This is a genomic window from Albidovulum sediminicola (genome assembly GCF_025751575.1).
GTDB lineage: Bacteria > Pseudomonadota > Alphaproteobacteria > Rhodobacterales > Rhodobacteraceae > Albidovulum > Albidovulum sediminicola.
Map to the genome: position 1 here is coordinate 100229 of NZ_JAOWLA010000013.1, position 24956 is coordinate 125184.

The 24956-nt window shown below is 65.2% G+C and carries 24 protein-coding genes and 3 pseudogenes; 12 read left to right on the top strand and 15 right to left on the bottom strand.

Features of this window, described 5'->3' with window-relative positions:
* Genes OE647_RS14250 through OE647_RS14270 form a run of 5 tightly spaced genes read left to right on the top strand, consistent with a single transcriptional unit; the run spans position 1 to position 4491 of the window.
* Positions 1-1329 (top strand): nitrous oxide reductase family maturation protein NosD, encoded by a 1329-nt coding sequence (locus OE647_RS14250; RefSeq protein WP_263722423.1) that lies wholly within the window; start codon positions 1-3, stop codon positions 1327-1329.
* On the top strand, positions 1295-2191 hold the full coding sequence (locus OE647_RS14255) for an ABC transporter ATP-binding protein (RefSeq protein ID WP_263722424.1): 897 nt from the start codon (positions 1295-1297) through the stop codon (positions 2189-2191). Before OE647_RS14250 ends, OE647_RS14255 begins: the two co-directional genes overlap by 35 nt.
* Complete coding sequence (locus tag OE647_RS14260) at positions 2188-3009, top strand: ABC transporter permease (RefSeq protein WP_263722425.1); 822 nt, start codon at positions 2188-2190, stop codon at positions 3007-3009. The genes OE647_RS14255 and OE647_RS14260 overlap by 4 nt, the downstream gene beginning before the upstream one ends.
* Positions 3006-3572, top strand: a complete 567-nt coding sequence (locus OE647_RS14265; RefSeq protein ID WP_263722426.1) for a nitrous oxide reductase accessory protein NosL — start codon at positions 3006-3008, stop codon at positions 3570-3572. The genes OE647_RS14260 and OE647_RS14265 overlap by 4 nt, the downstream gene beginning before the upstream one ends.
* A 4-nt stretch (positions 3573-3576) precedes the next feature.
* Positions 3577-4491, top strand: coding sequence for an FAD:protein FMN transferase (locus OE647_RS14270; protein WP_263722427.1), 915 nt, complete (start codon positions 3577-3579; stop codon positions 4489-4491).
* Between the two features lie 103 nt (positions 4492-4594).
* Here OE647_RS14270 and OE647_RS14275 read toward each other — a convergent pair whose 3' ends face one another.
* The 6 genes from OE647_RS14275 to OE647_RS14300 are packed head-to-tail and all read right to left on the bottom strand — an operon-like array spanning position 4595 to position 7956.
* Entirely contained in the window at positions 4595-5293 is a 699-nt protein-coding gene (locus OE647_RS14275) for a 5-formyltetrahydrofolate cyclo-ligase (RefSeq protein ID WP_263722428.1), read from the bottom strand.
* On the bottom strand, positions 5290-6330 hold the full coding sequence (locus OE647_RS14280; protein WP_263722429.1) for an NAD(P)H-dependent flavin oxidoreductase: 1041 nt from the start codon (positions 6328-6330) through the stop codon (positions 5290-5292). The genes OE647_RS14275 and OE647_RS14280 overlap by 4 nt, the downstream gene beginning before the upstream one ends.
* Entirely contained in the window at positions 6311-6733 is a 423-nt protein-coding gene (locus OE647_RS14285; protein ID WP_263722430.1) for a DUF488 domain-containing protein, read from the bottom strand. The genes OE647_RS14280 and OE647_RS14285 overlap by 20 nt, the downstream gene beginning before the upstream one ends.
* Entirely contained in the window at positions 6733-7077 is a 345-nt protein-coding gene (locus OE647_RS14290; RefSeq protein ID WP_263722431.1) for a carboxymuconolactone decarboxylase family protein, read from the bottom strand. Before OE647_RS14290 ends, OE647_RS14285 begins: the two co-directional genes overlap by 1 nt.
* Positions 7070-7555, bottom strand: coding sequence for a hemerythrin domain-containing protein (locus tag OE647_RS14295; protein WP_263722432.1), 486 nt, complete (start codon positions 7553-7555; stop codon positions 7070-7072). The genes OE647_RS14290 and OE647_RS14295 overlap by 8 nt, the downstream gene beginning before the upstream one ends.
* A 2-nt stretch (positions 7556-7557) precedes the next feature.
* Positions 7558-7956, bottom strand: a complete 399-nt coding sequence (locus tag OE647_RS14300) for a group III truncated hemoglobin (protein WP_263722433.1) — start codon at positions 7954-7956, stop codon at positions 7558-7560.
* A gap of 141 nt (positions 7957-8097) precedes the next feature.
* Here OE647_RS14300 and OE647_RS14305 point away from each other — a divergent pair, with 141 nt between their 5' ends.
* Positions 8098-8511, top strand: a complete 414-nt coding sequence (locus OE647_RS14305) for an RrF2 family transcriptional regulator (RefSeq protein WP_263722434.1) — start codon at positions 8098-8100, stop codon at positions 8509-8511.
* 344 nt (positions 8512-8855) lie between these two features.
* The gene (locus OE647_RS14310; RefSeq protein ID WP_263722435.1) at positions 8856-9821 is read left to right on the top strand and encodes an EamA family transporter; all 966 of its coding nucleotides are present in this window, start codon (positions 8856-8858) and stop codon (positions 9819-9821) included.
* A gap of 30 nt (positions 9822-9851) precedes the next feature.
* Here OE647_RS14310 and OE647_RS14315 read toward each other — a convergent pair whose 3' ends face one another.
* Positions 9852-11024 (bottom strand): ShlB/FhaC/HecB family hemolysin secretion/activation protein, encoded by a 1173-nt coding sequence (locus tag OE647_RS14315; protein WP_263722436.1) that lies wholly within the window; start codon positions 11022-11024, stop codon positions 9852-9854.
* A 585-nt stretch (positions 11025-11609) separates the two neighbouring features.
* On the opposite strand from OE647_RS14315, the pseudogene OE647_RS14320 reads away from it, so the two are divergent.
* Positions 11610-11819 (top strand): annotated as a pseudogene (locus OE647_RS14320) (TAXI family TRAP transporter solute-binding subunit); the annotation flags it as partial.
* A 58-nt stretch (positions 11820-11877) separates the two neighbouring features.
* Here OE647_RS14320 and OE647_RS14325 read toward each other — a convergent pair.
* Together OE647_RS14325 and OE647_RS14330 are read right to left on the bottom strand one after the other, a co-directional pair.
* A pseudogene (locus OE647_RS14325) lies at positions 11878-12551 on the bottom strand (transposase); the annotation flags it as partial.
* 129 nt (positions 12552-12680) lie between these two features.
* Positions 12681-13531, bottom strand: a protein-coding gene (locus OE647_RS14330) for an IS5 family transposase (RefSeq protein WP_412174959.1) whose coding sequence is annotated in 2 segments (ribosomal slippage) — positions 12681-13174 and positions 13174-13531 — 852 coding nt in all. Because the reading frame shifts where the segments join, the coding sequence is not laid out codon by codon here.
* A gap of 78 nt (positions 13532-13609) precedes the next feature.
* Between OE647_RS14330 and OE647_RS14335 the strand changes: the two genes are divergently transcribed.
* Positions 13610-15031, top strand: coding sequence for an amidase (locus tag OE647_RS14335; RefSeq protein WP_263722437.1), 1422 nt, complete (start codon positions 13610-13612; stop codon positions 15029-15031).
* A 45-nt stretch (positions 15032-15076) separates the two neighbouring features.
* On the opposite strand, the gene OE647_RS14340 is transcribed toward OE647_RS14335, so the two are convergent.
* From OE647_RS14340 to OE647_RS14355, 4 genes are read right to left on the bottom strand one after another with little or no spacing between them, the layout of a single operon-like run.
* Positions 15077-15724, bottom strand: a complete 648-nt coding sequence (locus tag OE647_RS14340) for a nucleoside triphosphate hydrolase (protein ID WP_263722438.1) — start codon at positions 15722-15724, stop codon at positions 15077-15079.
* A gap of 37 nt (positions 15725-15761) precedes the next feature.
* A complete protein-coding gene (arsJ, locus tag OE647_RS14345) occupies positions 15762-17018 on the bottom strand; it encodes an organoarsenical effux MFS transporter ArsJ (RefSeq protein ID WP_263722439.1) in 1257 nt (418 codons plus the stop codon).
* Positions 17015-18022, bottom strand: coding sequence for an ArsJ-associated glyceraldehyde-3-phosphate dehydrogenase (locus tag OE647_RS14350; protein WP_263722440.1), 1008 nt, complete (start codon positions 18020-18022; stop codon positions 17015-17017). The genes arsJ and OE647_RS14350 overlap by 4 nt, the downstream gene beginning before the upstream one ends.
* Before the next feature lie 3 nt (positions 18023-18025).
* On the bottom strand, positions 18026-18874 hold the full coding sequence (locus OE647_RS14355) for an arsenate reductase/protein-tyrosine-phosphatase family protein (protein WP_263722441.1): 849 nt from the start codon (positions 18872-18874) through the stop codon (positions 18026-18028).
* A 617-nt stretch (positions 18875-19491) separates the two neighbouring features.
* Here OE647_RS14355 and OE647_RS14360 point away from each other — a divergent pair.
* Both OE647_RS14360 and OE647_RS14365 read left to right on the top strand, forming a co-directional pair.
* Complete coding sequence (locus OE647_RS14360) at positions 19492-20229, top strand: TetR/AcrR family transcriptional regulator (protein ID WP_263722442.1); 738 nt, start codon at positions 19492-19494, stop codon at positions 20227-20229.
* Complete coding sequence (locus OE647_RS14365) at positions 20216-21880, top strand: amidohydrolase (RefSeq protein WP_263722443.1); 1665 nt, start codon at positions 20216-20218, stop codon at positions 21878-21880. Before OE647_RS14360 ends, OE647_RS14365 begins: the two co-directional genes overlap by 14 nt.
* A 487-nt stretch (positions 21881-22367) precedes the next feature.
* Here the strand turns inward: OE647_RS14365 and OE647_RS14370 are convergent, their stop codons facing one another.
* Positions 22368-22646: a DUF982 domain-containing protein gene (locus OE647_RS14370; RefSeq protein ID WP_263722444.1), complete on the bottom strand. Its 279-nt coding sequence runs from the start codon at positions 22644-22646 to the stop codon at positions 22368-22370.
* A 111-nt stretch (positions 22647-22757) separates the two neighbouring features.
* A complete protein-coding gene (locus OE647_RS14375) occupies positions 22758-22964 on the bottom strand; it encodes a cold-shock protein (protein ID WP_263722445.1) in 207 nt (68 codons plus the stop codon).
* A 772-nt stretch (positions 22965-23736) separates the two neighbouring features.
* Here OE647_RS14375 and OE647_RS14380 point away from each other — a divergent pair.
* Positions 23737-24884 (top strand): annotated as a pseudogene (locus OE647_RS14380) (IS3 family transposase).
* Positions 24885-24956: the final 72 nt, after the last annotated feature.

A 24956-nucleotide genomic window follows, 5' to 3' on the forward strand; every position in this document is an offset into this window, starting at 1 on the left:
ATGTCGAAGTGCCTGCTCTCCGTCCTGATGCTGCTGGCCGCGCCCCTCTGGGCCGCGGAGGTGCAGGTCATGCCGGGCGCGGGCACGTTGCAGACCGCCATCGCCGGGGCCAACCCCGGCGATGTGCTGATCCTCGGCGACGGGGCCTATGAGGGCCCCGTCGTCATCGACCGCCCGCTGACCCTGACCGGACCGGCCGACGCCGTCGTCAACGGAATGGGGCAGGGCACGGTGATCACCGTCGCCGCCGCCGATGTCGTCGTGCGGGGTATTTCAGTCACCGGATCCGGCAGAAAGAACGCCGATCTAGACGCCGGCATCAAGATCGTGAAAGGCGCCGACCGGGCGCTGATCGAGGGCAATGCGATCTTCGGCAACCTGCACGGGGTGGATGTTCATGGCGGCATCGACGGTGTCGTGCGCGGCAATACGATCACCGGCCTCCGGCTCGACCGCATGAACGACCGCGGCAATGGGGTCTATATCTGGAACGCCCCCGGAACGGTCATCGAGGACAACGACATCCGTTATGGCCGCGACGGGATCTTCTCCAACACCTCTAGCAAGGGGATCTACCGCAACAACCTGTTCCGCGATCTGCGTTTCGCTGTGCATTACATGTACACGCACAACAGCGAGATCTCCGGCAACGTCTCGATCGGAAATCACCTTGGCTACGCGATCATGTATTCCAATCGGGTCGTGGTGAAGGACAACCTGTCGCTTGGTGACCGCGAACATGGCGTGATGCTGAACTATGCCAACAATGCCGATGTCAGCGGCAATCTGGTCCGGGGTGGCACGAAGAAGTGCCTGTTCATCTACAACGCCCACAAGAACCTGATCTACGACAACCGCTTCGAGCGCTGCGGCATCGGCATCCATTTCACCGCAGGATCGGAGCGCAACGTTCTGACTGGAAACACTTTCGCGGCGAACCGCGAGCAGGTGAAATACGTCGGAACCAAGCAGGTCGAATGGAGCTTCGAGGGGCGCGGCAACTACTGGTCGGACCATCCGGCCTTCGACCTGAACGGCGACGGCATCGCCGATGCGGTCTTCCGTCCGAACGACCTCATGGACCATATCCTGTGGTCGCAACCCGCTGCCGCGCTCCTGACCGGCTCGCCGGCCGTGCAGCTCGTCCGGTGGAGCCAGAAGAGCTTTCCGGCGACGCTGCCCGGCGGGGTTCTCGATTCACATCCACTGATGGCCGCACGGGCCATCCCCGTCCCGCCCGCGATCGAGGCCATGGAGGCCGAGGTCGCGGGGCGCTGGGCGGAAGGAAACCAAGATGACACCGACGCTGAAGATTTCGCAACTCACTAAGACCTACGCCGGGTTCAAGGCGCTCGACGCGGTGTCCCTGACCGTCGAGCCGGGTAGCCGCGTGGCATTGCTTGGCCATAACGGCGCAGGCAAGTCGACGATGATGAAGATCGTCCTTGGCCTGATCCCCTTCGATTCCGGTTCCGTCACGGTCTGCGGCGCGGCGCCCGGTTCCGCCGCGGCACGGGCGCAGGTGGCCTATCTGCCGGAAAACGCGGCCTTCCACCCGGCGCTGACCGGCGAGGAACAGATCGCGTACTTCCTGTCGCTGCGGGGCGAAGACCCCAAGCGCGCGCGCGACCTTCTGGACCGTGTGGGCCTGCATGCTGCCGCACGGCGCCGGATCGGGACCTATTCCAAGGGCATGCGCCAGCGTGTCGGGCTTGCCCAGGCGCTGATCGGCAAGCCACGGCTCCTGGTGCTGGACGAGCCGACTTCGGGCCTGGACCCGGTCTCGCGCCGCGACTTCTACGCGCTTCTTGACGGGCTCGCCTCCGAAGGCGCGGCGGTTCTGCTCTCCTCGCACGCGCTGACCGAGGTCGAGGCGCGGACCGATCGCATCGTCATCCTGTCGCAGGGCCACATGGTTGCCACGGGAACGCTGGGTGACCTGCGCCGCACCGCCGCCCTGCCCGTCACCATGCATGTGACTGCCCGGAACGGTTATGCCTCCGAGATCGCCGAGGCTCTGCCCGGTGCGATCCGTGTCGGCGCCGATCTGCGGCTGTCCTGCGCGCAGGAAAACAAGCTCGGCATCCTCGCCCGTGTCGCGGACCTGGGGGAAAAGGTGGCCGACATCGAGGTCGTGCCACCGAGCCTCGAGGACATCTACAGCCATTTCAGCCGGAGGGACGGGCAATGAACCGCATCCTCGCCACCGCCGCGATGGAGTTTCGCATCGCGCTGCGCAACCGCTGGGTCGCGATCTCCATTGGCCTGATGGCGGTGTTCGCGCTGGTCCTTTCCGCTGCCGGCTCCGCGCCGACCGGCGGCCTTGGCATTGACCGGCTGTCGGTGACGGTGGCCTCGCTGACCTCGCTCGGGGTCTACCTGGTGCCGCTCGTGGCGCTTCTGATGTCCTTCGATGCCATCGCCGGAGAGGTCGAGCGCGGCACGCTGCCGCTCTTGCTGACCTATCCGGGCGCGCGGGTGGAGATCCTGCTGGGCAAGCTCGTCGCGCATCTTGGCGTTCTGGCGCTGGCGGTGGTCGCGGGCTACGGGCTGGCCGCCGTCGCGGCCTTCTGGGTCGATCCGGCCTCCGCCTCTGGCCTGCCGTCGCTTTTGCGCCTGACCTGGACCTCGCTGCTGCTGGGCGCCACCTTCCTTGGGGCAGGCTATGCGCTTTCGTCCCTTGCCCGCCGCCCCTCGGGCGCCGCGGGCCTTGCGATCGGGCTCTGGCTGGGTGCTGTCGTGCTCTATGACCTTGGGCTCCTTGCGGCCGTGGTGAGCGACGATGGCGGCTGGTTCACCACCGATCTTTTCCCGTTGGCGCTGCTGGCGAACCCGGCGGACGCCTTCCGCCTTTACAACCTCGCCGCGTCCGAGGCCGCCGCGGCCGCCGCCGGAGTGGCCGGCGCGGCAAAGGCCATCCCGCTTTGGCAATCGGCACTGTCGGTCATCGCCTGGCCGCTCCTCTCCCTCACTCTGGCCGCGACCGCTTTTCGCAAGGTGACCCCATGAAACGTGCGCTTCTTTTCGCCCTGCTCCTGACCGCCGCCTGCAAGGAGGAAGCCCAGGATCTTTCCCCCGTCGCGCTGAGCGAAACCGCCGTCGGCCATTACTGCCAGATGAATGTCCTGGAACACCCCGGCCCCAAGGCGCAGGTTCATCTTGAGGGCTTCCCCGGCAAGCCGCTTTTCTTCAGCCAGGTGCGCGATGCCGTGGCTTACGCCCGGCTGCCTGAACAGGACGGCGTGATCCTCGCGATCTATGTGAACGACATGGGCGCGGCCGGTGCGACCTGGGAGGAGCCGGGCGCGACGAACTGGATCGCGGCGGCAAGCGCCCACTACGTCGTCGGGGCCGAGGTCGAGGGCGGCATGGGCGCACCGGAGCTCGTGCCCTTTGCCGATGCCGCCGCCGCCGCCGCTTTCGCGGACGCGCGTGGCGGGAACGTCATGGACCTGTCTGCCGTGCCGGACAGTGCCGTGATCGCGCCGGTCGCTCATGAGGACCACGATGCCGGGCACGACGCAGAGTTCGATGCGCGCCTCAAGGCCCTGTCTCAGAAGATCGAGGGGTGACCCAATGCTGAACCGCCGCCGCTTCCTGACCATTTCCGCCGCGAGCCTGGCGATGGCCTCCCCCGTGCGCTCGGGCGCGGCGGGGGTCTACACCTGGTCGGGCATCGCGCTCGGCGCGCGCGCCACGATCCGGATCGCCCATCCCGACGCGGCCGCGATCTGCGCCCGCGCCGCAGCCGAGATCGACCGGCTTGAGGATGTCTTCAGCCTTTACCGGGTGGACAGCGCGCTGATGCGCCTGAATGCCGCCGGACAGATCGACGCCCCGCCGCCAGAGCTTCTCGAATGCCTCACGATCGCGGGCGCGGTGCACCGGGCAACGGGCGGGCTTTTCGACCCCACGGTGCAGCCGCTCTGGGCGCTCTGGGCCGAACGCTCCGTCGCCGGGGGGCGGCCTGCCGCCGAGGACCTGGCGGCCGTGCGCGCCATTGGCGGCTGGTCCGACCTGCGGCTTGACGCCGCGCAGGTCGCGGTCCTGCCGGGGATGGCGCTGACCCTGAATGGTATCGCCCAGGGTTACATCGCCGACCGCGTCGCGACGCTGCTTGAGGCGGAAGGGCTTTCGGATGTGCTCATCGACACTGGCGAATTTCGCGCCATCGGCGGCCATCCCGAGGGCGGCGACTGGCCGGTCCGGCTGGCCGAGGGCGGGGCGGTGAACCTGCGCAGCCGTGCGTTGGCGACCTCGGCGCCGCTGGGCACGGTGTTCGATGCGGAGGGGCAGGCGGGGCATATCCTCGATCCCCGGGCCGGACTGCCCGCCGCGGCGAAATGGCGAGCCGTCTCTATCTCCGCCCCGTCTGCGGCGCTGGCTGACGCGCTCTCGACCGCCGCCTGCATGGCAAGCGATGTAGACGAGATCGCCGGCTGGCTTTCCCGCTTCGAAGACGCCCGCTGCGAGGCCGCCGTTCCCGTCTGAGCAAGGCGGGTCAGTTCAGCGTCGTGATCGCATGTGGCCAGTTTCGGGCCGTCCAGCGCCGCCTCGCGCCCGGGGCGCATCCAGGCCTGCCGGCACCGCCGCGCTAAGTGTCGCCCTGCGCTCCCGCCTCCGTCACGATCAGATCGAGCGGGATGTCATGGGGCTGCGGAAAGATGGTCGTGAGGCGGGCGGCGTCGAAGCCGATCCCGATCACGAAGGGGCGCGGCTTCAGCGCCGCGAGCGTCCGGTCGAAATATCCCCCGCCATAGCCGAGGCGATAGCGATCGGCGGTCCAGCCGACGAGCGGGGCAAGCGCGATCTCGGGTGTGACGATGGGGGCGTCCGGGGGCGGGACCGGGATGTTCCAGTCGCCGCGCACCATGCGCGTCGCGGTGGTCCAGCGGCGGAAGGTTAGCGGCGCGGCCTTGGTCTCGACCAGCGGCAGGGCGACGATCACGCCGGCCTCGTCAAGTTCCGCCATCAGCGGGCGCAGGTCCGGCTCGCCCTTGATCGGCCAGTAGGCGGAAAAGACCCGGTCGCGCGCGCCGCCGAAGCGATCGTTCAGCACCTGCCGAAGGTGTCCGGCCAATGCCTCGCCAACCGCCTTGCGTTCCTCGACCGAGAGCGCCATGCGCGCGTCGCGCAGGCGGGCGCGTTCGGCCTTGCGCCAGCGCGCGACATCGCGGGCCTGTTCGGGATCGACCGCCAGCGGGTCGAAATAGTCCGGCGCGACTTCGGCGGCGTAGCAGGGGGGCGAGGCATAGCGGCCCTGGCTGCGGATGCTCTTGGGGTCGCCGCTCATGTTGCCGCCTCGACCCGGTCCTGCGCCGGGTTTGCCAAGATGTGCCTGGCCTGCGCCGCGATCTCGGCCAACCTTGTCGCGGCGGGGACGACTTTTCTGATCGCGCCCGCACCCTGACCGGCGAAAAGCGCCATCGCCTCCAGATCGCCGGTCGTCGTGCGTAGGGGTGAATCGGTGCTGAAGCGCAGGCGGGGCTGGTCGCCGTCCCAGGCAATCGCCTCGCGCGGGAGCGTCGCGGGGTCGTGCCCCAGATACTGGCCCTTCAGACCTTGGGTGACACTGTTGCCGATCACCCGGACCGCAGCGCCGGCGGGCCAGTTCAGCACGAAGACATCGGTCAGGACCGTATCGTCGCCGGTCGCCTCGACCACACGCGCCTTGTGGTAGGGATGGGCGAAGGATTCCTCGGTGGCCAGGAACGCCGTCCCGCAGTGCACGCCGCTGGCCCCAATCGCGAGCGCTGCGGCAAGCCCCTCGCCCGTCGCGATCCCGCCGGAGACGACGACCGGCAGCCGCGTTCCCGCCAGGACCTGTTCGGCCAACGCAAAACCGGGGCTGCGTCCATGGACATGTCCGCCCGCCTCAATGCCCTGGGCGATGATCACATCCGCGCCGGCATCCTCGGCCATCCGCGCCGCGTCGAGCGTGCCGACCTGATGCAGCACGAGGGCTCCGGCCTGCTTCACGCGGTCGACGACATCGGGGATCACGTCCCAGAAAAAGCTGAAGGTTGAGACGCCCAGTTCAAGGCAGCGCGCGATCTGTGCATCCAGGAGCCGCCGTTCCGTTGCCGCCGGGATGACGTTGACGGCAAAGGGCCGTCCGGTCGCCGCCCGCATCGCCGTCACCTCCCGCGCGATCAGGTCCGGGTCTTCGCGCACCATGCCCAGGATGCCGTAGCCCCCGGCATTGGCCACGGCAGCGGCCAGTTCCCACCGCGCAACGCCGCCCATGCCCGCCAGCAGTATGGGCAGGTCGCATCCCAGCAGGTCGCACAGCGGCGTGTGCAGCGAAACCTCAAGCGGTTGTTCTGTCATGCTCGACCCCCTTCCGTTCAAGCCATCGGCAAAGGTAATCCCGAAGCGCGACGGCATTGTTCTGCTCCTCGTTTTTCGCGGCGTAGAGCAGCGTGACGACGTCGTCCTCGGCGTATCCGACGAGTTCGCGAACCAGGTCCTCCTTGGCCGCCAGCTCTGCCCCGTAGCGCGTTTCGAACTCCGCCCAGAGGTCAGGATGGTCGTGGAACCAGTGCCGCAAATCGCCGCTTGGCGCGATCTCCTTGTACCAGGAAAAGAGCCGGGCACGGTCCTTCGCCACGCCACGCGGCCAGAGCCGGTCAACCAGAATGCGCCTGCCGTCCGAGACCCGCGCCGCCCGGTAGACCCGCTTGACCCGGATGCGCCCGGCAGGGGTTTCGGCGACGGGCGGTCTCGGTGGCATCACGCTTCCCGTTTGTCGGTGCCGGGGATCAGCTCGACCGCCTTCAGCGCATGCGCCCAAGCGGCCCCCGCGCGCATTTCGGCGGCGACCCAAATCGCCTCCATGATTTGTTCGCCCGAGGCCCCTTCGCGTTGCGCGGCCTTCACATGGCCTTCGATGCACCACGGGCACTGGGTCACATGGGCGACCGCAACGGCGATCAGCTGCTTAGTTCGTGCATCAAGGGCGCCTTCGGCGAAAACGGCCTTGGAGAAGGCGCGGAACGCGTCCTCCGGACCCGGTGCGAGGGCGTGGCGCCGATCGACAAGCTCCCTCGTCGGCTTGGGAAGATGCAGATCAGCCATGGCGCGCCACTCCGGTTTCGAATTGCGGGAACAACACCTCGTTCTCAAGGCGTATGTGCTCTTTGAGATCGTCAAGGAACGCCCTGGTTTCGGCGTAAAGACGGGTCCAGCTTGCGCAGGCACCCGCCGGCAGGGTCAGGCCGCTGGTCAGGCCCAGGATCTGTTCGACCTCTGCCGTGTGATCCTCATGATTGGCGCGCAGCGCCGCGATGGGGAGATCCAGGCCCGGTGCGGCCTTCCGCATGGCTGGGAACAGGATCAACTCGGCCATCTTCATGTGAACCTCCAGCGCGCCGATCATCTGACGCAGCAGGCCGGCCAGCCCCGCCGGAACCCCCGCGCGTCCGGCGTGAATGCTTTCGACCTCCTCCGACAGCGCGGCCAGCGCGGGCAGCCTGGCACGGTGCCTGGCGTGAAACTCGCCCTGGATGAAGCGGGTGAGGGCACCGGGGTCTTTAGGGGGTGTCGGGCGCGCCATCTCTATTGGGTCCGGCCTGAGTTATCCTTCGCGGGGCTGGGGCCAGTGTTCTCGACGGCGCTGTGCAGCCACTGGGCGATCCGAACGGCCTGATCGGTCACCATGGCGGCGTCTTCGGGAAGGGAGCTTTCGCTTGCCGCTTCGTGGAAGAGTGTCAGCCAGCGGCCGAAATGTTCCCCTTGTGGGGGCAGGGCTGCGTACCCCAGCACCGGGGCGCAGTTCCCGCGGCCTGTCATCAGCGTGACCGCGGACCACAGGGCTGCCATGCATTCCAGGTGCGGGTCGTGATCCGAATCCGGCGCTGCGAAGATCGGGCCGAGGACGTGGTCCTCGCGCAGTTTGCCATTCAGCCGCTGCAACAGGTCCGTCAGCGTTTCTTCGTCGAGGCCAGTGGTTGACATGATCTCAGCGGTCGTTCGCGAACGAAAGGACGCTGTTTGGGAATCCGCGGATGACATGGCCCCCCCGAGTCTGAGCTTGTAATCCAGCCTAGCTTTGTTAATTAGGTATTGTAAATACCTGATTAGAATGGACAGGATCCCATGCGCCTCACGTCCTTTACCGACTACGGGCTTCGCATGCTGATGCGGATGGCCAGCGCGCCCGGCCAGGCATTTTCCACCGCCGAACTGGCCGCGGAGTTCAACCTTTCCCGCAATCACCTGACCAAGATCCTGCAACAGCTTGCCCGTGGCGGTATCGTCGAGACCCGCCGAGGTGTGAGCGGTGGGGCCGTCCTGAGCCGCGATCCGGCAGACATCCGGCTTGGCGATGTGGTGCGGCTGCTCGAACAGGGGCAGGCCCTGGTCGAATGCTTCAGGCCCGACAAGAACGAATGCGTGATCGACGGGTGTTGCCGCCTCAAGGCGAGGCTGCGCCGCGCCGAGGCGGGGTTCATCGAGGAGTTGAACCAATCGACCCTTGCCGATGTCGCCTTGTCGAAACTGGCGGCATGAGGGCGCAGGCACGCCTCCCGCGCCCGTCGGTCGTCTGAGCGGGCGGCCGTATCGCCTGGTGCCGCGCTGCTGAGATCCGGCGGCCAGCGGGGCCAGAAACCGCGCAACAGCATTTCAAATAGTTCTGCAACAAATCGCCCCCACCGTCAGGCCGCGTCGAACCTCGGGGGTTCGGCGGCGTAGGCGGTATTCCTGGTTTGCCGGTTGTTCGTGTCGGTCGCCGTTTTCGGGTGTGCTCCCTGGCCCTCGGCGGCGATGCCCCGATGTTCGGTTCGGTCCCTTCCGGGACGTGGGTATCGAGCCGGACAGACCTTTCCGCTGCCGGGAAAAGAAAGGTCGCGCGCGTGAGGGCTGTCGGTGAGAGATCGGGGATCTGCCTGGTGCTGCTGGCGGCGGCGCTTTGGGCCACGGTGGGGGTGGGTGCGCGGATCGCGCCCAGTTCCGCGGGCCTTCCGCCCGAGGTGCTGGGCCTCGCCCGCACCGCGATTGCCGGTCCCGTCATCCTGTTGATCGCGACCGCGCTGCTCGGGTTGAGGGCGGTGACTGCCACGCGGCTCGACCCGCTGCGCCTTCTGATCTTCGCGGCGTCGAACGCGGTCTTCCAGATCGGCCTTTTCCGCTGTTTCACGCTTCTGGGGGTCACCGTCACGGTCTTTCTGACGGTATGCCTTCCGCCGGTCCTGGCAATGATCGCAAGCTGGCTGCGCCGGAGGGAGCCCGTCTCGGCCGGAAGTGCGGCCGCGCTGGCGCTTGCGCTGACGGGGTTGCTGCTTATCGCGGATGACGGGCTCCTCCGTGTCAGACTGGCCGGATCGGGCGAAGGGCTGCTGACCGCGGTCTTGGCCGCGGTCGCCTTCGTCGCCATGTCAGACGCGGCGCGCTCGCTTGGCCGCGGCGCGCCGCCGCTCGTCGTCGCTGGGACAGGGCTTTCCTGTTCGAGCGTCTTCCTGATGCTCTTCCTGCCCATCGTCACCAAAGTTGATGTCTCGGGCCTGGCGGCGGGTCTTTCCGACCCGCGCTTTGTCGGGCTGGTGCTTTACCTGGGGCTGGGGCCGACCGCGCTGGCCTATGTCTGCTATTGCGCGGGCATTGCCCGATGCAGGTCGGCGCTTGTCGGCCTGATCGCTTCGATGATCGAACCGGCGATTGCGGCCTGCCTCGCGGTCTGGGTCCTGTCGGACCGCTTGAGCACCGCAGAAACGGGGGGCTGCGCGCTCCTGATGATGTCGATGCTGGTGCTTTGGCTGAGCGAAAGGATGATCGCGCGCAAGCGGCGTCCCGCCGTCGCGGCCGCCCCGCGCGCGGGCTGATGCGCCGCCGGTCAACGCCCGGCTGCAGGGCTAGAAGCTGAATCCGGCCTGGAACCACAACCGGGTGTCGTCCTGCGGGAAGGCCCCGGCCGGTTTATCGAGGATGTGACTCAGGGCAACCTCGCCGACGAAAGCCCCTTTCGCGACGCGCAGGCCCGCAGAGACACTTGACCAGCGGTCCGAGTTTCCGGGTATCAGCGGGTTCGGCATATCCTTGATGGCGCCGCCATCGACCCCCAGGAAAGCCTGTCGCAGGTCCAGAACCTTGGCGCGTGGATCGGGCAGGATGAGATTGTAGGCCAGTTCCACCCGGCTGCCCAGGCATCTGTCGCCATTCACATAGCTCAGGTCGAAGCCGCGCGCATAGGCGTTGGTGCCGTAGCCGCAGCGCTGAGATACCGGAAGGCTGTCGTTCGTCCATTGACCGACGACGCCCGCATTGACCAGGAAACGCGCCGAAAGAGGGACCGACATCTCGGCGCTGAAGGCGATACGGAGGAAGTCCGTCGCAACGCCGGGCGCCGACAGGCGCGGCCCCGCCGAGGCCGAGGCGCCGAGGCCGTCGATCCCCTTCGTCACGGATAGCCCGTAGCGCTGCTGGAATCCGTAGGGCAGGCCCCGTTCGTAGCGCAGCGCGGCGCGAAGCATCCGGAGCCGTTCCTCGGCGGCCGTCGCGCCGAGGATCTCGATGTGGCTGTTCCGCAGCGCCATTTCGACCGATGCGGTCAGCCGGCTGTACTGCGGCAGGTTCCAGACCTTGCGCGCGCCGATGGCCGCATTGGTCTGCGTTCCCTCGATCGCGAGCGCCTTGCTGGTCGCCGAGCCAAGCGCGAAATCGCCATGGTCGGCGTTGGCGAAGATCGTGACCCCGGTGCCCGGCAATTCGCGGCGATAGCCCGCGCCTGCGGCGGCAAGCTCAAGCCCGCCGGACTCCGACAGCCCACCGAGGACCAGCACCAGGTCCAGCTGATCGCCGTCCCCGATCAGATCCGGCCAGGCAAGGGTGCCCGAGGCGATATAGGGCCCGATCTCCTTCGTGCCGATCGAGGAGAAAGTCAGGAAGCCGGTCCGTCGATCCACCTTCCGGATGACGGAGGCGGAGCCCCTGTCGACGCCGGTTGACGGGTCGGTTCCGAGATTGGTGAAGAAGGATTGGGCGCTGGCTGCCGAGATGCTCAGGACCAATGCCGTCAGAACAGACAAAACCGTCTTCACGAGTACCCCACCCGACTCCCCGGTGCAAAATGCGATGCGCCTTCGAGCATTTTGTTTATCCATGGTAATCGGGGTGCGCAACAAAATTAGCATAACATGCTGAGAATACGGGGCTCTCGCCGGGCCGGCGCGCGGGTGCCGGGCCTTGACCGGTTTGACTTTCGAAGGGCGGCTGATGCTTGCCTGCCGGACCGCTTTCGGCCGTTGCATGCCTGGATTGTCCTGCAGGATATCTTGGCCGGAAGCCGTTCATGTGGCCAGGGCCTGAAGGCCGGCTGGGGCAGGCGGCTTGAACCGTCTGACGGCTGGTCCGGGCGCATGTTGCTTGAAAGGAAGCGCAAGCGCTTGTGAAGAGACGGCAACAATCCAACAATCTTGCTACAGTAGGTTGCCCTGCTGGCGTCGTCCGGCGGTCGTACCCACCCAGCGAGAACAAAGCGCGGTTGCAGCAAGAGGCTGGGCAGTCGAGGACTCGGGATGCGGGGGAGTACCATGCGACTTGCGGAGTTGATCCGAATGGGGGCGCTCGCGGCCGCGGCGCTGTGCCTGGGAACGCCGGGAAACGCGCAGGGAATGCCGCTATTCTCGATCGGAACAGGGGGCGACGGCGCGACTTACTATCCACTCGGTGGAACCATCGCCAATGCAATTACGAACCCGCCCGGCTCGCGCCCCTGCGAAGGGGGCAGTTGCGGTGTGGACGGGCCGATCGCGATGGCCCAGAGATCCAAGGGATCGGTCGACAACATCGCGGGAATCGCCGAGGGGCGGTTTCATTCCGGTTTTTCGCAATCCGACATTGCCTATTGGGCCTACTCCGGCACCGGGCTTTATGCGGGTCAGCCAGAATGCGGAACTTGCGTGAGGCGCCAAAGCTGTCCGACAGGAAGTCGAGCGACCAGCGCGCGTTGGGATGCGCCGCCCCCGGCATCGGCGTGCGCGATCCTCGGGCCCGCTTGCGGCCGCGCCGACGCTTTACCGACAGTCCTTCTTTCCGGTAGAGCCGATACAGTTTCTTGTGGCTCATGATTATGACCTTGCGCTCAAGCAGAACGCCGATCCGGCGGTAGCCGAACCGATGCCGCTTCCCGGCGATATCCTGCATCTCCTTGCGGATCTCGGGGCAGTCCGGCGGGCGTTCGCGCCGGACCGTCTTGGGATCGACACCGACAAGCCGGCAGGCCCGACGCTGCGAGATATCGTGATCCCGCATCGCCCTGAGCGCTGCCTCTCGCCGCTTGATCAGCGTCGCCAGTTCTTTCCCAGAAGATCCTTCAGAACCACGTTGTCCGGCATCGTGTCGGCCAGCAGCCGCTTCAGTTCGGCGTTCTCATCCTCCAGCGCTTTCAGCCTGGCAGCCTCGGACACCTCCATGCCGCCATACTTGGACTTCAACTTGTAGAACGTGGCCGGGCTAAGCCCGTGTCGACGGCACACCTCCGCCGTCGGCATGCCTGCCTCCTGTTCCTTGATCATCCCGATAATCTGCGTTTCGCCGAAACAGCTCTTTCGCATTCGTCTGCTCCTTCAAAGTTGGGCAGACGCTACATAATGGCGAGGGATTTCGCGGGGGGCAGGTCAGGGCAGCGTAGGCCCAGAAATCAACCTGCGGACTCTCCGCTAGAATCAGGACTCGTTCTTGCATCATAGCCAGAACATGACTGTCGCGGCGAGGGCGACGGCCGAGAGGAAGACCTTGGGGCATCTGTCGTAGCGAGTTGCGACCCGTCGCCAGTCTTTCAGGCGACCGAACGTGATCTCGATGCGGTTGCGGCGTTTGTAGCGGCGCTTGTCATGCTTGATGGGTTTGCCGCGCGACTTCCTGCCGGGAATGCAGGGCTTTATCCCCTTGTCTTTCAACGCTTCCCTGAACCAGTCAGCGTCATAACCCCTGTCGGCCAGCAACCACTCCGCCTTTGGCAAGCGGCCCAGCAGCGCCGCCGCGCCGGTGTAGTCGCTTACCTGGCCTGCAGTCATGAAGAAGCGGAGCGGGCGGCCCTCAGCGTCGGTGACGGCATGCAACTTGGTGTTCACGCCGCCCCGCTGCGGGGCGAATTGATCCCCCGGATCAATTCGTGCTCCCCTCCGCATCCGGCCGATCAGACGACCCCTCTGGTCGCTGGGTCCCCCTTTTTCGACCGCAGGCTGGTCGCCGTACGGTGTGCCTTCAGGTACCCTCGCCAGTGGTTCTCGGACCAATGGCGAACCACTAGCTCGACGTCGATCATCACCGTCTTGGGAACGGCTGCCTCGGCGGCAAGGCCATCCATCATCCGGGCGAAGACACCTTTGTCGCTCCACAGCTTCCAACGGTTGTAAAGCGTCTTCGGCGGGCCATATTCCTTCGGCGCGTCGCGCCAGCGCAAGCCATTGCGATTAATGAAGATAATGCCGCTCAACACCCGCCTGTCATCGACGCGAGGCTTGCCGTGGCTCTTCGGGAAAAAGGGTTGAAGCCGCGCATCTCCGCCTTCCGCGATCGTTCCTGCTCCGATAGGCTGTCGGCATTGCGGCCTGGCAAGCCGACTTCGCGCAGCAAAGTCCGCGCCATGGACAGAGAACGGACAGGGACGATGAGCGAGATCTGCTATCTTTCCGCGCGCGCGGTTCTCGCGCTTTTCCGCAGGCGCGAGCTGTCGCCGGTCGAGTATCTCGACGCGCTGATCGCGCGGGCAGAGGCGGTCAATCCGGTCATCAACGCCTATACCGACACCTATTACGACGAGGCCCGGAGCGCGGCGCGGCAAGCGGAGATCGCCTACGGCGAGGGCCGGGCGCGCAGCCTTGAAGGGCTGCCGGTCGCGGTCAAGGATGCGCAGCGCGTTGCCGGGAAGCGGACGACACAGGGATCTCTCGTCTTCAAGGATCACGTTGACGCGCAGTCGGACCCGATGATCGAGCGGCTAGCGGCGGCGGGGGCGATTTTCCATGCCCGCACCACCACGCCTGAGTTCTGCCTGTCCGCCGTCTGCAACTCGCGGCTCTGGGGCACGACGCTCAACCCCTTCAATTCCCGCTTCGGGCCGGGCGGGTCGTCGGGCGGGTCGGCCGCGGCCCTTGCCGCGGGGATGACACCCATCGCGACGGGCACCGACATCGGCGGTTCGATCCGCATCCCGGCGAGCGCCTGCGGCCTCGTGGGGTTCAAGGCGCCGCATGGGCGCAACCCCGACGGGCCGCCCGCCAACTTCGACCGCTACAATCACTGCGGCGTACTCAGCCGCGACGTGGCCGACACCGCCCTTATGCAGAACGTCATCTCGGGGCCGCATCCGCGCGACCACGACAGCCTGCGCGAAAAGCTGATCCTGCCGGAGACCGTCACCCCCCGCCCCCTGCGCGTCGCCTGGTCCATGGACCTGGGCTATGTGCGGATAGATCCCGAGGTGCGCGAAAACACCCTGCGCGCTCTGGACGTCTTCCGAGCCACCGGTTGCACGGTCGAGGAAGTGCAGATCGGCTGGGACACGCGCGTCGACGAGGCTTCGATGCGCTGGTACACGGCGATGCATTTCGGGCGCCAGCCGCTTTGGTCGGCGCGCGAACATCGCGATCTGCTGACATCCTACGCCACTGCGGCGGCCGACGCGGCGGCCCGCCTTGATCCAGACGACGTCGCCCGGTCCTGGGAGGTGCAGCATCAGATGTACCAGGTGATCGGGCGCCTTTTCGAGAGCTATGACATCCTGATCTGCCCTACCCTTGCCGTGGGCGCGGTGCGCGCCGACCATGACCCGCTATCGGCAAGCTTCGAGGTCGATGGGCAGGTGGTGGATGCCGAATACGGCTGGGTCCTGACCCACCCGTTCAACATGCTGCACTACTGCCCTGTGATGTCGGTTCCCTCGGGCCGCGACCGGAACGGCATTCCGACAGGCATCCAGATCGTCGGCCCGACCTTCGACGACCTGCGGGTATTCCAGGCCGCGCTGCAGTATGAGGCCGCCGCGCCGCAACTGTTTTTGACCCATGGCGACGCCCGGCCGGTGCTTTGAGCAAGCATCACCGCGGGCATGCCGCCGCAGGCCTATTCGCCGCGCTCAGCCCGGCCAGTTGATCACGATGTCGGCGCGCCTGGCGGCGCGCATGACCCGTTCCGCATTGGGAAGATCGTTGCCGAGCGCCTTGGCCCGCGCGGCTTCGGGCGCGAACCCGTGCGCCAGCCAGCGCCCGACCAGCCGCCGTTCAAGCTCTTCCACCGGCACGCTGAGAAAAACGCTCAGATCCCAAAGCGGGGCCAGCGCGCGCCAAGGGTCCTCATCCAGAAGCAGGTAGTTGCCTTCGGCCACCACGATCCGGGTCTCTGGCCGGATTTCGGCGGCACCGGCGATGGCGATTTCCCGGTCGCGGTCGAAGACCGGAAGGATGACCGAGGGTTCATTCCGCACCCGGTTGAGGGCATGGGCGAAACCGTGGAAGTCGAAGGTCTCCGGCGCGCCCTTGCGTGGCAGCAGCCCGCGTGGCTCCAGCAGCCGGTTGTCGAGATGGAAGCCGTCCATCGGCATGAGGACCGCCGCGGCGCCGCGTGCCACGAGGCCGGCCACGACCTGTTCGGCCAGTGTCGATTTGCCCGAGCCCGGCGGCCCCGCCACGGCGACCATCAGCCGCGCGTCCTTGCGCGGAAGGGCAAGCACCCTGTCGGCCAGTCCCGCAGCGGTGCGGCCGATCTCCTTGTCCGTGTCGATCATTGTTACGATGCGCTCCCTTCTGCTCGGCCTGCCCCGATTAAACCGTAACCAGCCTGCGCGCCGCAAGCCAGCTTGCCGCTGCCATGAACCCCGCAGTCGCCAGACATAGGCCGAGCCCCCCGACCTGGTAGCTAAGGCCAGATAGCAGCGTTCCGATCAGCCGTCCGGCGGCATTCGCCATGTAGTAGAAGCCCACGTCGCGGGTAATGCGCTCGGCCGAGCCAAAGGCCAGGATCAGGTAGGAATGGAGCGAGGAATTGACCGCGAAGACAAAGCCGAAGAGCAAGAGGCCCGCGACCAGCAGCACCGTCAGCCAGGGCGCAGGCCCGCCTGCGGCCCACGCCGCAAGCGCAAGCGCGAAGGGGATGGGAACCAGCGCCCCCGACCAGCGGATCGCATCGGCGGTCATCGCCGCCTCGCCGCGCCGGCGGGCGTCCAGAAGCCGTGGGGCCAGCGCCTGCACCGCGCCGTAGGCAATGATCCAGAGCGCCATGAAACCGCCGACGAGGAAGAAGGCGCTGCGCCGTCCCTCCGCCGTGCCGTCCGACAGGACTGCGTGGAAATAGACCGGGATGCCGACGACGAACCAGACATCGCGCGCGCCGAACAGGAACATCCGCGCGAGGCTCAGCCGATTGACCCGCGCGTCCCGTGACCGCCAGCCGCCCCACTTGGCCTCGGCCTTCATTCGGCCCGGCAGGCCCGGCGGCAGGAAGAGCGCGACCGCCAGAAGGATCGCGGCCAGCACCGCCGCCATGCCCCAGACCGCCACATGGAACCCCGCCACCCCAAGAAGCGCCGCGCCGAGGAAGAAGCCCGCGCCCTTGACCGCGTTCTTCGATCCGGTCAACGCCGCGACCCAGTGGAAAAGCCCCCCATCCTCAGCGGGCGCAAGAAGCTTGACTGCCGATTTCGAGGACATCTTGGCCAGGTCCTTGGCCACGCCCGACACGCCCTGAACCGCCATCACGAAGGCGACCGACGCGCCAAGGCCCCAGCCCGGATCAAGCTGCGCCAGTGCGGCCAGCGCGCCGATCTGCAAGCCAAGCCCGCCGTAAAGCGTGGCGGCCAGGCCGAAACGCTGGGCCAGCCAACCCGCCACCAGGTTGGTGCCAACGCCAGCGACCTCGTAAAGCAGGAAGAGCCAGGCAAGCGCCACGGGTGAAAAGCCGAGCGTGTTGAAATGCAGCAGGACCAGCATCCTGAGCGCGCCGTCAGACAGCATGAAGGCCCAGTAGGCCGCGGTCACGGCGGCATAGGCACGGACCGGATTGTGCGGGACGGCTTCGCTCACATCGCCCTCGCGACCATGCGCGCGATGTCCGCCAGGCGGCAGGCATAGCCCCATTCGTTGTCGTACCAGGCGTAGATCTTCACCTGCGTGCCGTTGATGACCATGGTCGATGGCCCATCAATGATGGAGGAGCGCGGATCGTTGGTGAAGTCGCACGACACGAGCGGCCGCGTCTCGAACCCCAGAACTCCTTTCAGCGGTCCTTCGGCTGCGGCGCGGAAAAGCGCGTTGACCTCCTCCACGCTCGTCGCGCGCTCGACCTCGAAGACGCAGTCGGTCAGCGAGGCGTTGAGAAGCGGCACGCGGACCGCATGGCCATTCAACCGCCCCTTCAGTTCGGGATAGATGAGCGTGATCGCCGTGGCGCTGCCGGTGCTCGTCGGGATCAGGTTCATCAGGGCGGAGCGCGCGCGCCGCATGTCCTTGGCGGGCCTATCGACGATGGTCTGGGTGTTGGTCACGTCATGGATCGTCGTCATCGACCCGTGGCGTATGCCCAGGCCTTCGTGGATCACCTTGACCACCGGGGCCAGGCAATTCGTGGTGCAAGAGGCCGCGGTGACAAGCCTTTGGCTACCGTCGTAAAGCTGGTGATTGACGCCGTAGACGAGGTTCAAGGCGCCGCCATCCTTGACCGGCGCGCTGACCACGACCGTCTTCACCCCCGCCGCGTAATAGGGCGCGACCTTCGCCGCGGTCTTGAAGACCCCGGTGCAGTCGATGACGACGTCCACGCCCAGTTCGGCCAGCGGCAACGCCTCGATCGCCTTTTCATGCGTCAGGCAGATGGGGCGGCCGTCCAGGACCAGCGCGCCCTCCGCATGGCCGACGGGCGTGCGCCAGCGGCCGTGGACGCTGTCGAACTCCATCCACAGCGCGTGCTGCTCAGCGTCGCCCACGGGGTCGTTCAGGAGCACGATTTCGCCGCCCGCCCCCGTGTCGATCAGGTCGCGCAGCACGAGCTTTCCGATACGGCCAAGGCCGTTCACAGCAATTCGGGTCATGGGTCAGCCTTTCGGGACGGTCAGGGGGGCTTTGCCGATGGCATCGACGCTTGATTGAAGCGCGAGGCGGTCGAGGCTCGCGACGGGCAGTTCGGCGAAGGCCGCGATCCTGCGGCGCAGCGCGGCGTAGGTGTCGGCAAAGACCAGCGCGCGCTCGGCCCTCGTACCATCGGCCTTCGCCGGGTCCGGCAGGCCCCAGTGGCCGGCGATCGGCTGGCCGTGCCAGGGCGGGCACTCCTCGGCGGCGGCGTTGTCGCAGACCGTGAAGACGAAATCCATCGCTGGCGCGCCAGCGCCCTGAAACTCGGACACATGCTTGGCGCGCAGGCCCGTGATGTCGTGGCCGTGCCGGCGCAGCACATCGAGCGCCAGGGGATGCGGCGCCGTGTTCGGCCGCACTCCGGCCGAGTACGCCCGGAACCTGCCCTGCCCGAGGTCGCGCAGCAAAGCCTCCGCGAAGATCGAGCGGGCAGAGTTTCCGGTGCAAACGAACAGCACGCTGTAGCCCCCGCGCTCCGTGGCGGCAGGCCCGCCGTCTGGACCCTGGAGCGGCGCAAGCAGTTCGGGCCGCGCCCGGCCGACATCAAGCGCGAGGTATCCGATCAAGCGTTCCGTCGCCGCAAGATCCACGGCGTGGTAAAGGCTTCGCCCCCGCCGCTCGACCTGAACAAGGCCGGATGCAACCAGGTCGGCCAGATGATGGGAAAGCGTGTTCTGCCGGATCTGCAGCGCCTGCGCCATCTCGGTCGGGCGGACGCCCCCGGGCGCAAAGCGCATGAGTAGCCGAAAAACCGCCAGCCGCCCGGGATGTCCGAGCGTCGCGAAGGCTTGGGTGGCTAATGTCTGTTCCATATTTCCTGATTTACGGAAATATCAGAGTCTGTCCAGTGAAGGTTTCATGACAAAACGGTCAGCCAGACGGTAATCCTCCCCGTTTTAAGGGAGCGCGACCGTAGTGCTCTGCACCCCAACATTGGACCGGCCGAAGATAGAGTTTTCCGGGGAGTTGCTCCGAGCCCCAACCTTGGATCGCCGGAAGCTGGAATTTACCGGCTATTTCACGATGACGGGCTGGCTGCGCCGTCGGGATAAGGCAGGGCGATCGGGACGTTGTATCCGATCGCGCTGTGGGGCCTGACCCTAGACTTGAACGTGCCAGCGCGCTGCCTTGTAGCCATTCAAAACTGCGTTCAAGTTCGAATTCCGTGGTGGGAATTAGGTGGCGATATTGGGTGCGCAGCTCTTCGTAGTCAGAGCTGCTCAGTGTTGCCGCCGTAACGCTTGATTGGGGCGCAAACGATTGATGCATGTCTGCCCGGTTAGTGTCCGCGCACGTGGGAGTGCGGAACGGCGTTCGATGCTTCGGCCCGTGCCAGGCGGGGCATCTGCCCCTCCGAGTGCAGGCAAAATCCATTTCATCGGTGCGATTGGTATTGACAAGAAAATTTGTGTTAATAAAAAAATTTATGATGTTAAAAATTTCTCAACCACAGCAGTCCTTGCCATCTCCGCCAAGTCAGAGCGCGTCCGACTCTGACTCCGGCTTGCGGTCGCGAAAGAAGACGCGACGGCGGCAGGAGATCCTCTCTGCCGCTTCCGCGCTTTTTGCTGAGAAGGGGATCAACGCGACGACCATTGCCGAGATCGCCGAGGCCGTCGGCATCTCCTCTCCGACGATATTCAACTACTTCGGAGGGAAAGACGGCATCCTCATCGCCCTGATTACCGAGGGCGCACAGAAGAGCCGCGAATTCGACCTGACGACCATAGTGCGGGGCGATGCCGATTTTCCCACGATGCTCGTCGATCTGTTTTCGCGCTGTGCAGATGGTTCGCTGCGGATCGCGTCGAAGCGGATCTGGCGTTATGCCGAAGCGGCGTCAATTCGTCGGCCGAGAAGCGAGCTCGCGCGTGAATATGCGATCGTGGAGCATGAGCTGATGCACCTGATTGCAGATTTCTTCGATCTCTATGACTTGAAGCTGCGCTCGGGCGGCGCCGCCAGCCCGCTGCAATTGGCGCAACTGTTCTATGACGTCTGGAACGCTGCCTTTTTCCGTCTGATCAAGGATGATGGCGCAAGCCTGGCACAGCACCAGATTGATCTGCACACAAAGCTCGAGCCCTTGGCGCGAATGATCTTCACCGACGATTTTCTCGCAGTTCCAACCCTCAAAGCCAAACGGATTGCCGATGACGCAAGCTGATATCATAATCGAAAACGCCAGAATTCTGACGATGGATCCTGCCCATCCCCGGGCCGAGGCTATTGCCATCTCAGGCAAGACAATTCTGGCGCTCGGGTCCAATACGGATATTGCGGCGCTTGCGGGCCCCCGCACACGGCGCGTCGATGCATGCGGCCGAACAGTCCTGCCCGGGCTGGTCGAGGGACATATGCACCTCTTTGGTGGAGCATTCGGGCTTCGGTATCTGCAGCTTGGTGGGGTGAAAACGCTCGACGCGCTCCGCTCAAAGCTGCACCGCTATGCCGCTGAAAATCCGAACGCAACGCTGCTGATCTGCAAGGCAACCGATTACAGCCTTCTGGTCAGTACCGAAGCCTACCCACGCCAGATGCTCGACGAGGTGCTCAGCGAACGCCCGGTGCTTTGTTTTGCGAGTGACCATCACACCGCCTGGGCCAACACTATTGCGCTGCAACGCGCAGGCCTGCTGCATGGGCGCGAGATGCCGGAAGGCCATGAGGTCATGATGGGGCCGGACGGTACCGCCACCGGCGAGCTGCGCGAACTCTCGGCCATCGACCCTGTGATGGCATTGCGCAATTCCGGCGGGCGCGAAGTGCTGGGCATGTTCGGCATCGAACCGGAAGTCGCACCAACCGACGCGCAGCGCGAAGATGACATGCGGGTCATGAAAGAGGGGTTGGCCTATTGCGCCTCTTTCGGTTTCACCAGCCTGCACAATATGGACGGGAACCGCTACCAGCTTGACCTGCTGCACACGCTGGAAGAGCGCGGGGAATTGATCTGCCGCATTCAGGTTCCGTTTCACCTGACACCGGAAAAATCCCTGTCGACCCTCGAAGACGCCAGCTGGATGCACGAAAATTACCAGTCCGAATTGCTTCGGTCCGGCCGGGTGAAAATGTTCATGGACGGTGTTGTCGACAGCGGCACCGCGGTTCTCGTCGACGAGTATAGCGATGCCCCCGGCTGGCGCGGCGGCCCGCTGCACTCAGCCGAGAGGTTCAGCGCTGCCGTGACCGAGGCTGACAGGCGCGGACTACAAATGAGCGTTCACGCCATAGGCGACGGCGCGGTCCGACGGGTGCTTGACGGCTACGAAGCCGCCCGCGACGCGAATGGTGCCCGTGACAGCCGCCACCGTATTGAACATATCGAGTTGCTGCACCCCGACGATCTTCATCGTTTCAAAGAGCTCGGTGTTGTCGCCTCCATGCAGCCGCCGCACGTTCCGGGCGCAATGGACTTTCCATTTGACCCATGGCGCGCCAAAGTGGGCGAGGCGCGCTGGCCCCACGCATTTCCGGTTCGGGCACTCGCCAATGCGGGTGTTCCGATAGTCTTTGCCTCTGACTGGCCTGTGTCCGACATCAACCCGATGCGCGGCGTCATGGCAGCGATGACCCGGCAACGCTGGACAGAGGCCTGCCCGGACAACCGTCTTTCGCTGGAAGAGGCGCTTTACGGATATACAGCAGGCGGCGCCTATGCCGCGTTTGACGAAACCCGCCTGGGTCGCCTGAAGCCGGGCATGCAGGCCGATATCGTCGTCATGGATCATGATCTCGAAGCACTTGAAGTAAACGAGATCGGAAAAACGCGGGCCGCTTTGACACTCTGCGCCGGCGCGATCACCTGGGAGGCCTGAGCATCAAGGGATATGCCGGTTGGCATTCCCCCATCGAGTTGTCCCGTTTGATGGTTAGGCCTCTCCAACCACCAGTGGCCTCACGCCGCCCATAGCGGACAGCCGCCCGCCGTGGTCTACTTCATCCAGATCGAAACCGACCAGCAGGGGCAGGCAGTAGCTTAAATCAACCCGGAAACTGTCCAGGGAACGGGGGAGTAGCTCAACCATTCGCGTTAGCGAAGATCGGCTGCGCTATTTCCTGCGTTGCAAGCGGGACCAGGCTTTTCGCAACTCCTTGCCCTCAGGGGCGTAGGAAGTATCAAAGATTGACTGACGCGGTTCCCGGGCTGGCGGTTGTGCCTTGGTTTCCGGCTTCGGCGCCGCGCCGCTGTCATCTTCGCGGGCCTTGCTGCTAGGGAGCGGTCGTTTCATCGTTTGGCTTCCTTGTAGGGCAGTGCTGATATTCCCGGATTGGCCCGTGAGCCCTGACAAGGTGCCGAGCGGATCACGTGATTGGTCGACGGTGTGACTGTGCGACCAGGCTTTCAGGAACGAAGCCCGCCGATCGGGCCGCGGCAATGAAGGCGCGTCTGGCGGCGCCGACCGAGCCGATGCAGTCCATGGCGGCCTCGATCTTGGTCAAGGCTGTTACGCGTGTGTCGTCCGAAACCGGCCAGCGCTTACGCAACCAGTAGCGAACCTGTTCGATTGTGCTAAACTTTTGCACATCACCCTCGGGCGACACCACAAAGCATAGTGGCGATCCCCAGTTGATTTCTATCATGTTCAGTTTCTTACATATGATTCATCCAGCGCGCGTGCGGGACGGCGCCGGGAAAGGCGTAGGGAAGGCGGCCCGATTGCCACCTTCCCGAGTGCTACCTGAGGGATGCCCTCAGGCGAGCTTAAGGTTCGTAGCCGACTCGCGGCCATTGCGGTCAGATTCGACGTCGAAGCTGACAGCCTGACCATCTTTCAGGTGCTGGATGCCCGCGCGTTCGAGTGCGGTGATGTGAACAAACACATCCTTGCTGCCGCCCTCAGGGGCGATGAAGCCGAAGCCTTTGGTGGAGTTGAACCATTTCACGGTGCCAGTGGCCATCGTGTTATTCCTTACATGAGCGCCGCCCACGGGATGTGGCGGCTTGGCAAAGCTGAAAGTCCAAAGCTGAGCCAGAAGGAACAGGTTCGAAAAATAGAGATGCCCGCTCTAAATAGGTCATCGTACTGGCGATTGCGAGTGTTTGTTCTCATTGGCGTAGCGCGCCGTCGCTTAGTCCTTGTTCCGGCACGAAAGTTTCTTTCGATGTTCGCCTTGTCGCACCTGCCGACAGCCTCACGCCAAACAGGAGGTGTCCTTCCCGCCCCTGGAACTGGGCCATTAGCATGGCCGATGAAGGGGGACTTGGAATGGCTCGGAAACGGCATTCGGACGAAGACATCCTGAAGCTTCCGCGTGAGATCGAGCGGAAGCTTGCAGACGGCAACGATGTACGGACGCCTGTCGCGCTGTCGGTGTGAGTGACGCGATGTTCTACATCTATGGACGGCTCCCCTTATGAAAGCGTTTCGAGGCGGTCATCGAGCGTGACGGGTTCTGACATCTATCCGGCGTCGCCGGTCGATGGTGGCGCGCCCAAACGGGTAATCTGCGAAGCATGCCCCTCAACAAATGGTCGGCCTCATGGGCCTTTATAGAAGCCAGGGTTTCCATGCGCCGGGTCCGTCCGGTCGTTTCATTTCCTCCTTCGCCTGCACCTCGAACCGTCCCGCATCAGGGCGCGGGGCGGTATTCCTCGCTTCTGGCTGGAGTAGCCCCCTGAAAATGGTCCGCCACTTGGGATAGATTTATCCCGCATTTTGGCGGATCGGCGCTGGCTGGAAAGCGAGAGAAGCCCGAAGACATTGTGATGAAGCTTCGGCAGGTTGAAGTGTTGCAGGGACAGGGCATGACGATTGCGGGTGCAGTGCGCCGGATCGACGTGACGCAACAGCCGTTCTACAGGTGGCGAAAGCGATATGGCGGGATGGGGCGGTCCCAGCTTGCTCGGTTGAAAGAGCTTGAGAAAGAGAACCAGCGGCTGCGGCGGGCTGTGTCCGAGCTGACCCTGGACAAGCTCATCCTGACCGAGGCGGCGCGGGGAACCGAAGGCCCGCGTCAGCGAGACTTCTGAGCCCTTCGCGTCGCCGCAAGTGCATCGATCATGTGCGGCACGAGCTTGGCGTATCGGAGCGCCGCGCCTGTCGCGCCCTCGGGCAGCACCGGTCCACGCAGCGCAAGCTGTCGCTCGGATGGCCCGATGAGGAGCGCCTGAGCGATGATATCATCGAGTTGGCCGACAAGTATGGGCACTACGGTTGTCGCATGGTCACCGGCTTGCTGAACAACGCGGGCTGGCATGTGAACCACAAACGGGTCGAACGCATCTGGCGACGCGAAGGGCTGAAAGTGCCGCAGAAGCAGAGGAAGAAAGGGTGGCTCTGGCTGAACGGCGGATCGTGCGTGCGTCTCAGGCCGGAGCGTCCGAACCACGTCTGGTCATACGACTTCGTTCAGGATCGTACTGCTGATGGCAGGGTCTGTCGGACGCTCAACATCATCGATGAATACACGAGGCAGGCGCGCATGATCCGCGCCGATCGCAAACTCAACTCAACCGATGTGCTGGATGCGCTCACCGACCTGTTCATCCTGCGCGGCCAGCCGGAATACATCTGATCGGAAAACGGCCCGGAATTCATTGCGCAGAAGGTGCGAGACTGGATCGCCGCCGTCGGGGCCAAGACGGCATACATCGAGCCCGGATCGCCTTGGCAGAACGGTTACTGCGAAAGCTTCAACGCCCGGCTCCGGGACGAACTGCTCAACGGTGAAATCTTCTCCAGCCTGCGGGGGGCCCAAATCGTGATCGAGCATTGGCGGATCCACTACAATACCGTCGGGCCGCACAGCGCATTGGGCTACCGCCCGCCCGCGCCGGAGAGCATCGTCCAGATGGAGCAGAGGCCCACGATGCACTAACAACCAACCCCGACCACCCGATAGGGGCACGCCAGGCAAGCGGTGTCGGCTTCGGCGCCTTTGCGCGCAGCG

Bases quoted from the DNA above. Each gene is read 5' to 3' on its own strand.
- OE647_RS14335 (WP_263722437.1), top strand. From the start codon at position 13,610: ATGAGCGAGATCTGCTATCTTTCCGCGCGCGCGGTTCTCGCGCTTTTC.
- OE647_RS14265 (WP_263722426.1), top strand. From the start codon at position 3,006: ATGAAACGTGCGCTTCTTTTCGCCCTGCTCCTGACCGCCGCCTGCAAG.
- OE647_RS14260 (WP_263722425.1), top strand. From the start codon at position 2,188: ATGAACCGCATCCTCGCCACCGCCGCGATGGAGTTTCGCATCGCGCTG.
- OE647_RS14375 (WP_263722445.1), bottom strand. From the start codon at position 22,964: ATGGCCACTGGCACCGTGAAATGGTTCAACTCCACCAAAGGCTTCGGC.
- OE647_RS14300 (WP_263722433.1), bottom strand. From the start codon at position 7,956: ATGTCAACCACTGGCCTCGACGAAGAAACGCTGACGGACCTGTTGCAG.
- OE647_RS14250 (WP_263722423.1), top strand. From the start codon at position 1: ATGTCGAAGTGCCTGCTCTCCGTCCTGATGCTGCTGGCCGCGCCCCTC.
- OE647_RS14305 (WP_263722434.1), top strand. From the start codon at position 8,098: ATGCGCCTCACGTCCTTTACCGACTACGGGCTTCGCATGCTGATGCGG.
- OE647_RS14285 (WP_263722430.1), bottom strand. From the start codon at position 6,733: ATGCCACCGAGACCGCCCGTCGCCGAAACCCCTGCCGGGCGCATCCGG.
- OE647_RS14360 (WP_263722442.1), top strand. From the start codon at position 19,492: ATGTTAAAAATTTCTCAACCACAGCAGTCCTTGCCATCTCCGCCAAGT.
- OE647_RS14290 (WP_263722431.1), bottom strand. From the start codon at position 7,077: ATGGCTGATCTGCATCTTCCCAAGCCGACGAGGGAGCTTGTCGATCGG.
- OE647_RS14280 (WP_263722429.1), bottom strand. From the start codon at position 6,330: ATGACAGAACAACCGCTTGAGGTTTCGCTGCACACGCCGCTGTGCGAC.
- OE647_RS14355 (WP_263722441.1), bottom strand. From the start codon at position 18,874: ATGGAACAGACATTAGCCACCCAAGCCTTCGCGACGCTCGGACATCCC.
- OE647_RS14340 (WP_263722438.1), bottom strand. From the start codon at position 15,724: ATGATCGACACGGACAAGGAGATCGGCCGCACCGCTGCGGGACTGGCC.
- OE647_RS14275 (WP_263722428.1), bottom strand. From the start codon at position 5,293: ATGAGCGGCGACCCCAAGAGCATCCGCAGCCAGGGCCGCTATGCCTCG.
- OE647_RS14270 (WP_263722427.1), top strand. From the start codon at position 3,577: ATGCTGAACCGCCGCCGCTTCCTGACCATTTCCGCCGCGAGCCTGGCG.
- OE647_RS14295 (WP_263722432.1), bottom strand. From the start codon at position 7,555: ATGGCGCGCCCGACACCCCCTAAAGACCCCGGTGCCCTCACCCGCTTC.
- OE647_RS14255 (WP_263722424.1), top strand. From the start codon at position 1,295: ATGACACCGACGCTGAAGATTTCGCAACTCACTAAGACCTACGCCGGG.
- OE647_RS14350 (WP_263722440.1), bottom strand. From the start codon at position 18,022: ATGACCCGAATTGCTGTGAACGGCCTTGGCCGTATCGGAAAGCTCGTG.
- OE647_RS14365 (WP_263722443.1), top strand. From the start codon at position 20,216: ATGACGCAAGCTGATATCATAATCGAAAACGCCAGAATTCTGACGATG.
- OE647_RS14370 (WP_263722444.1), bottom strand. From the start codon at position 22,646: ATGATAGAAATCAACTGGGGATCGCCACTATGCTTTGTGGTGTCGCCC.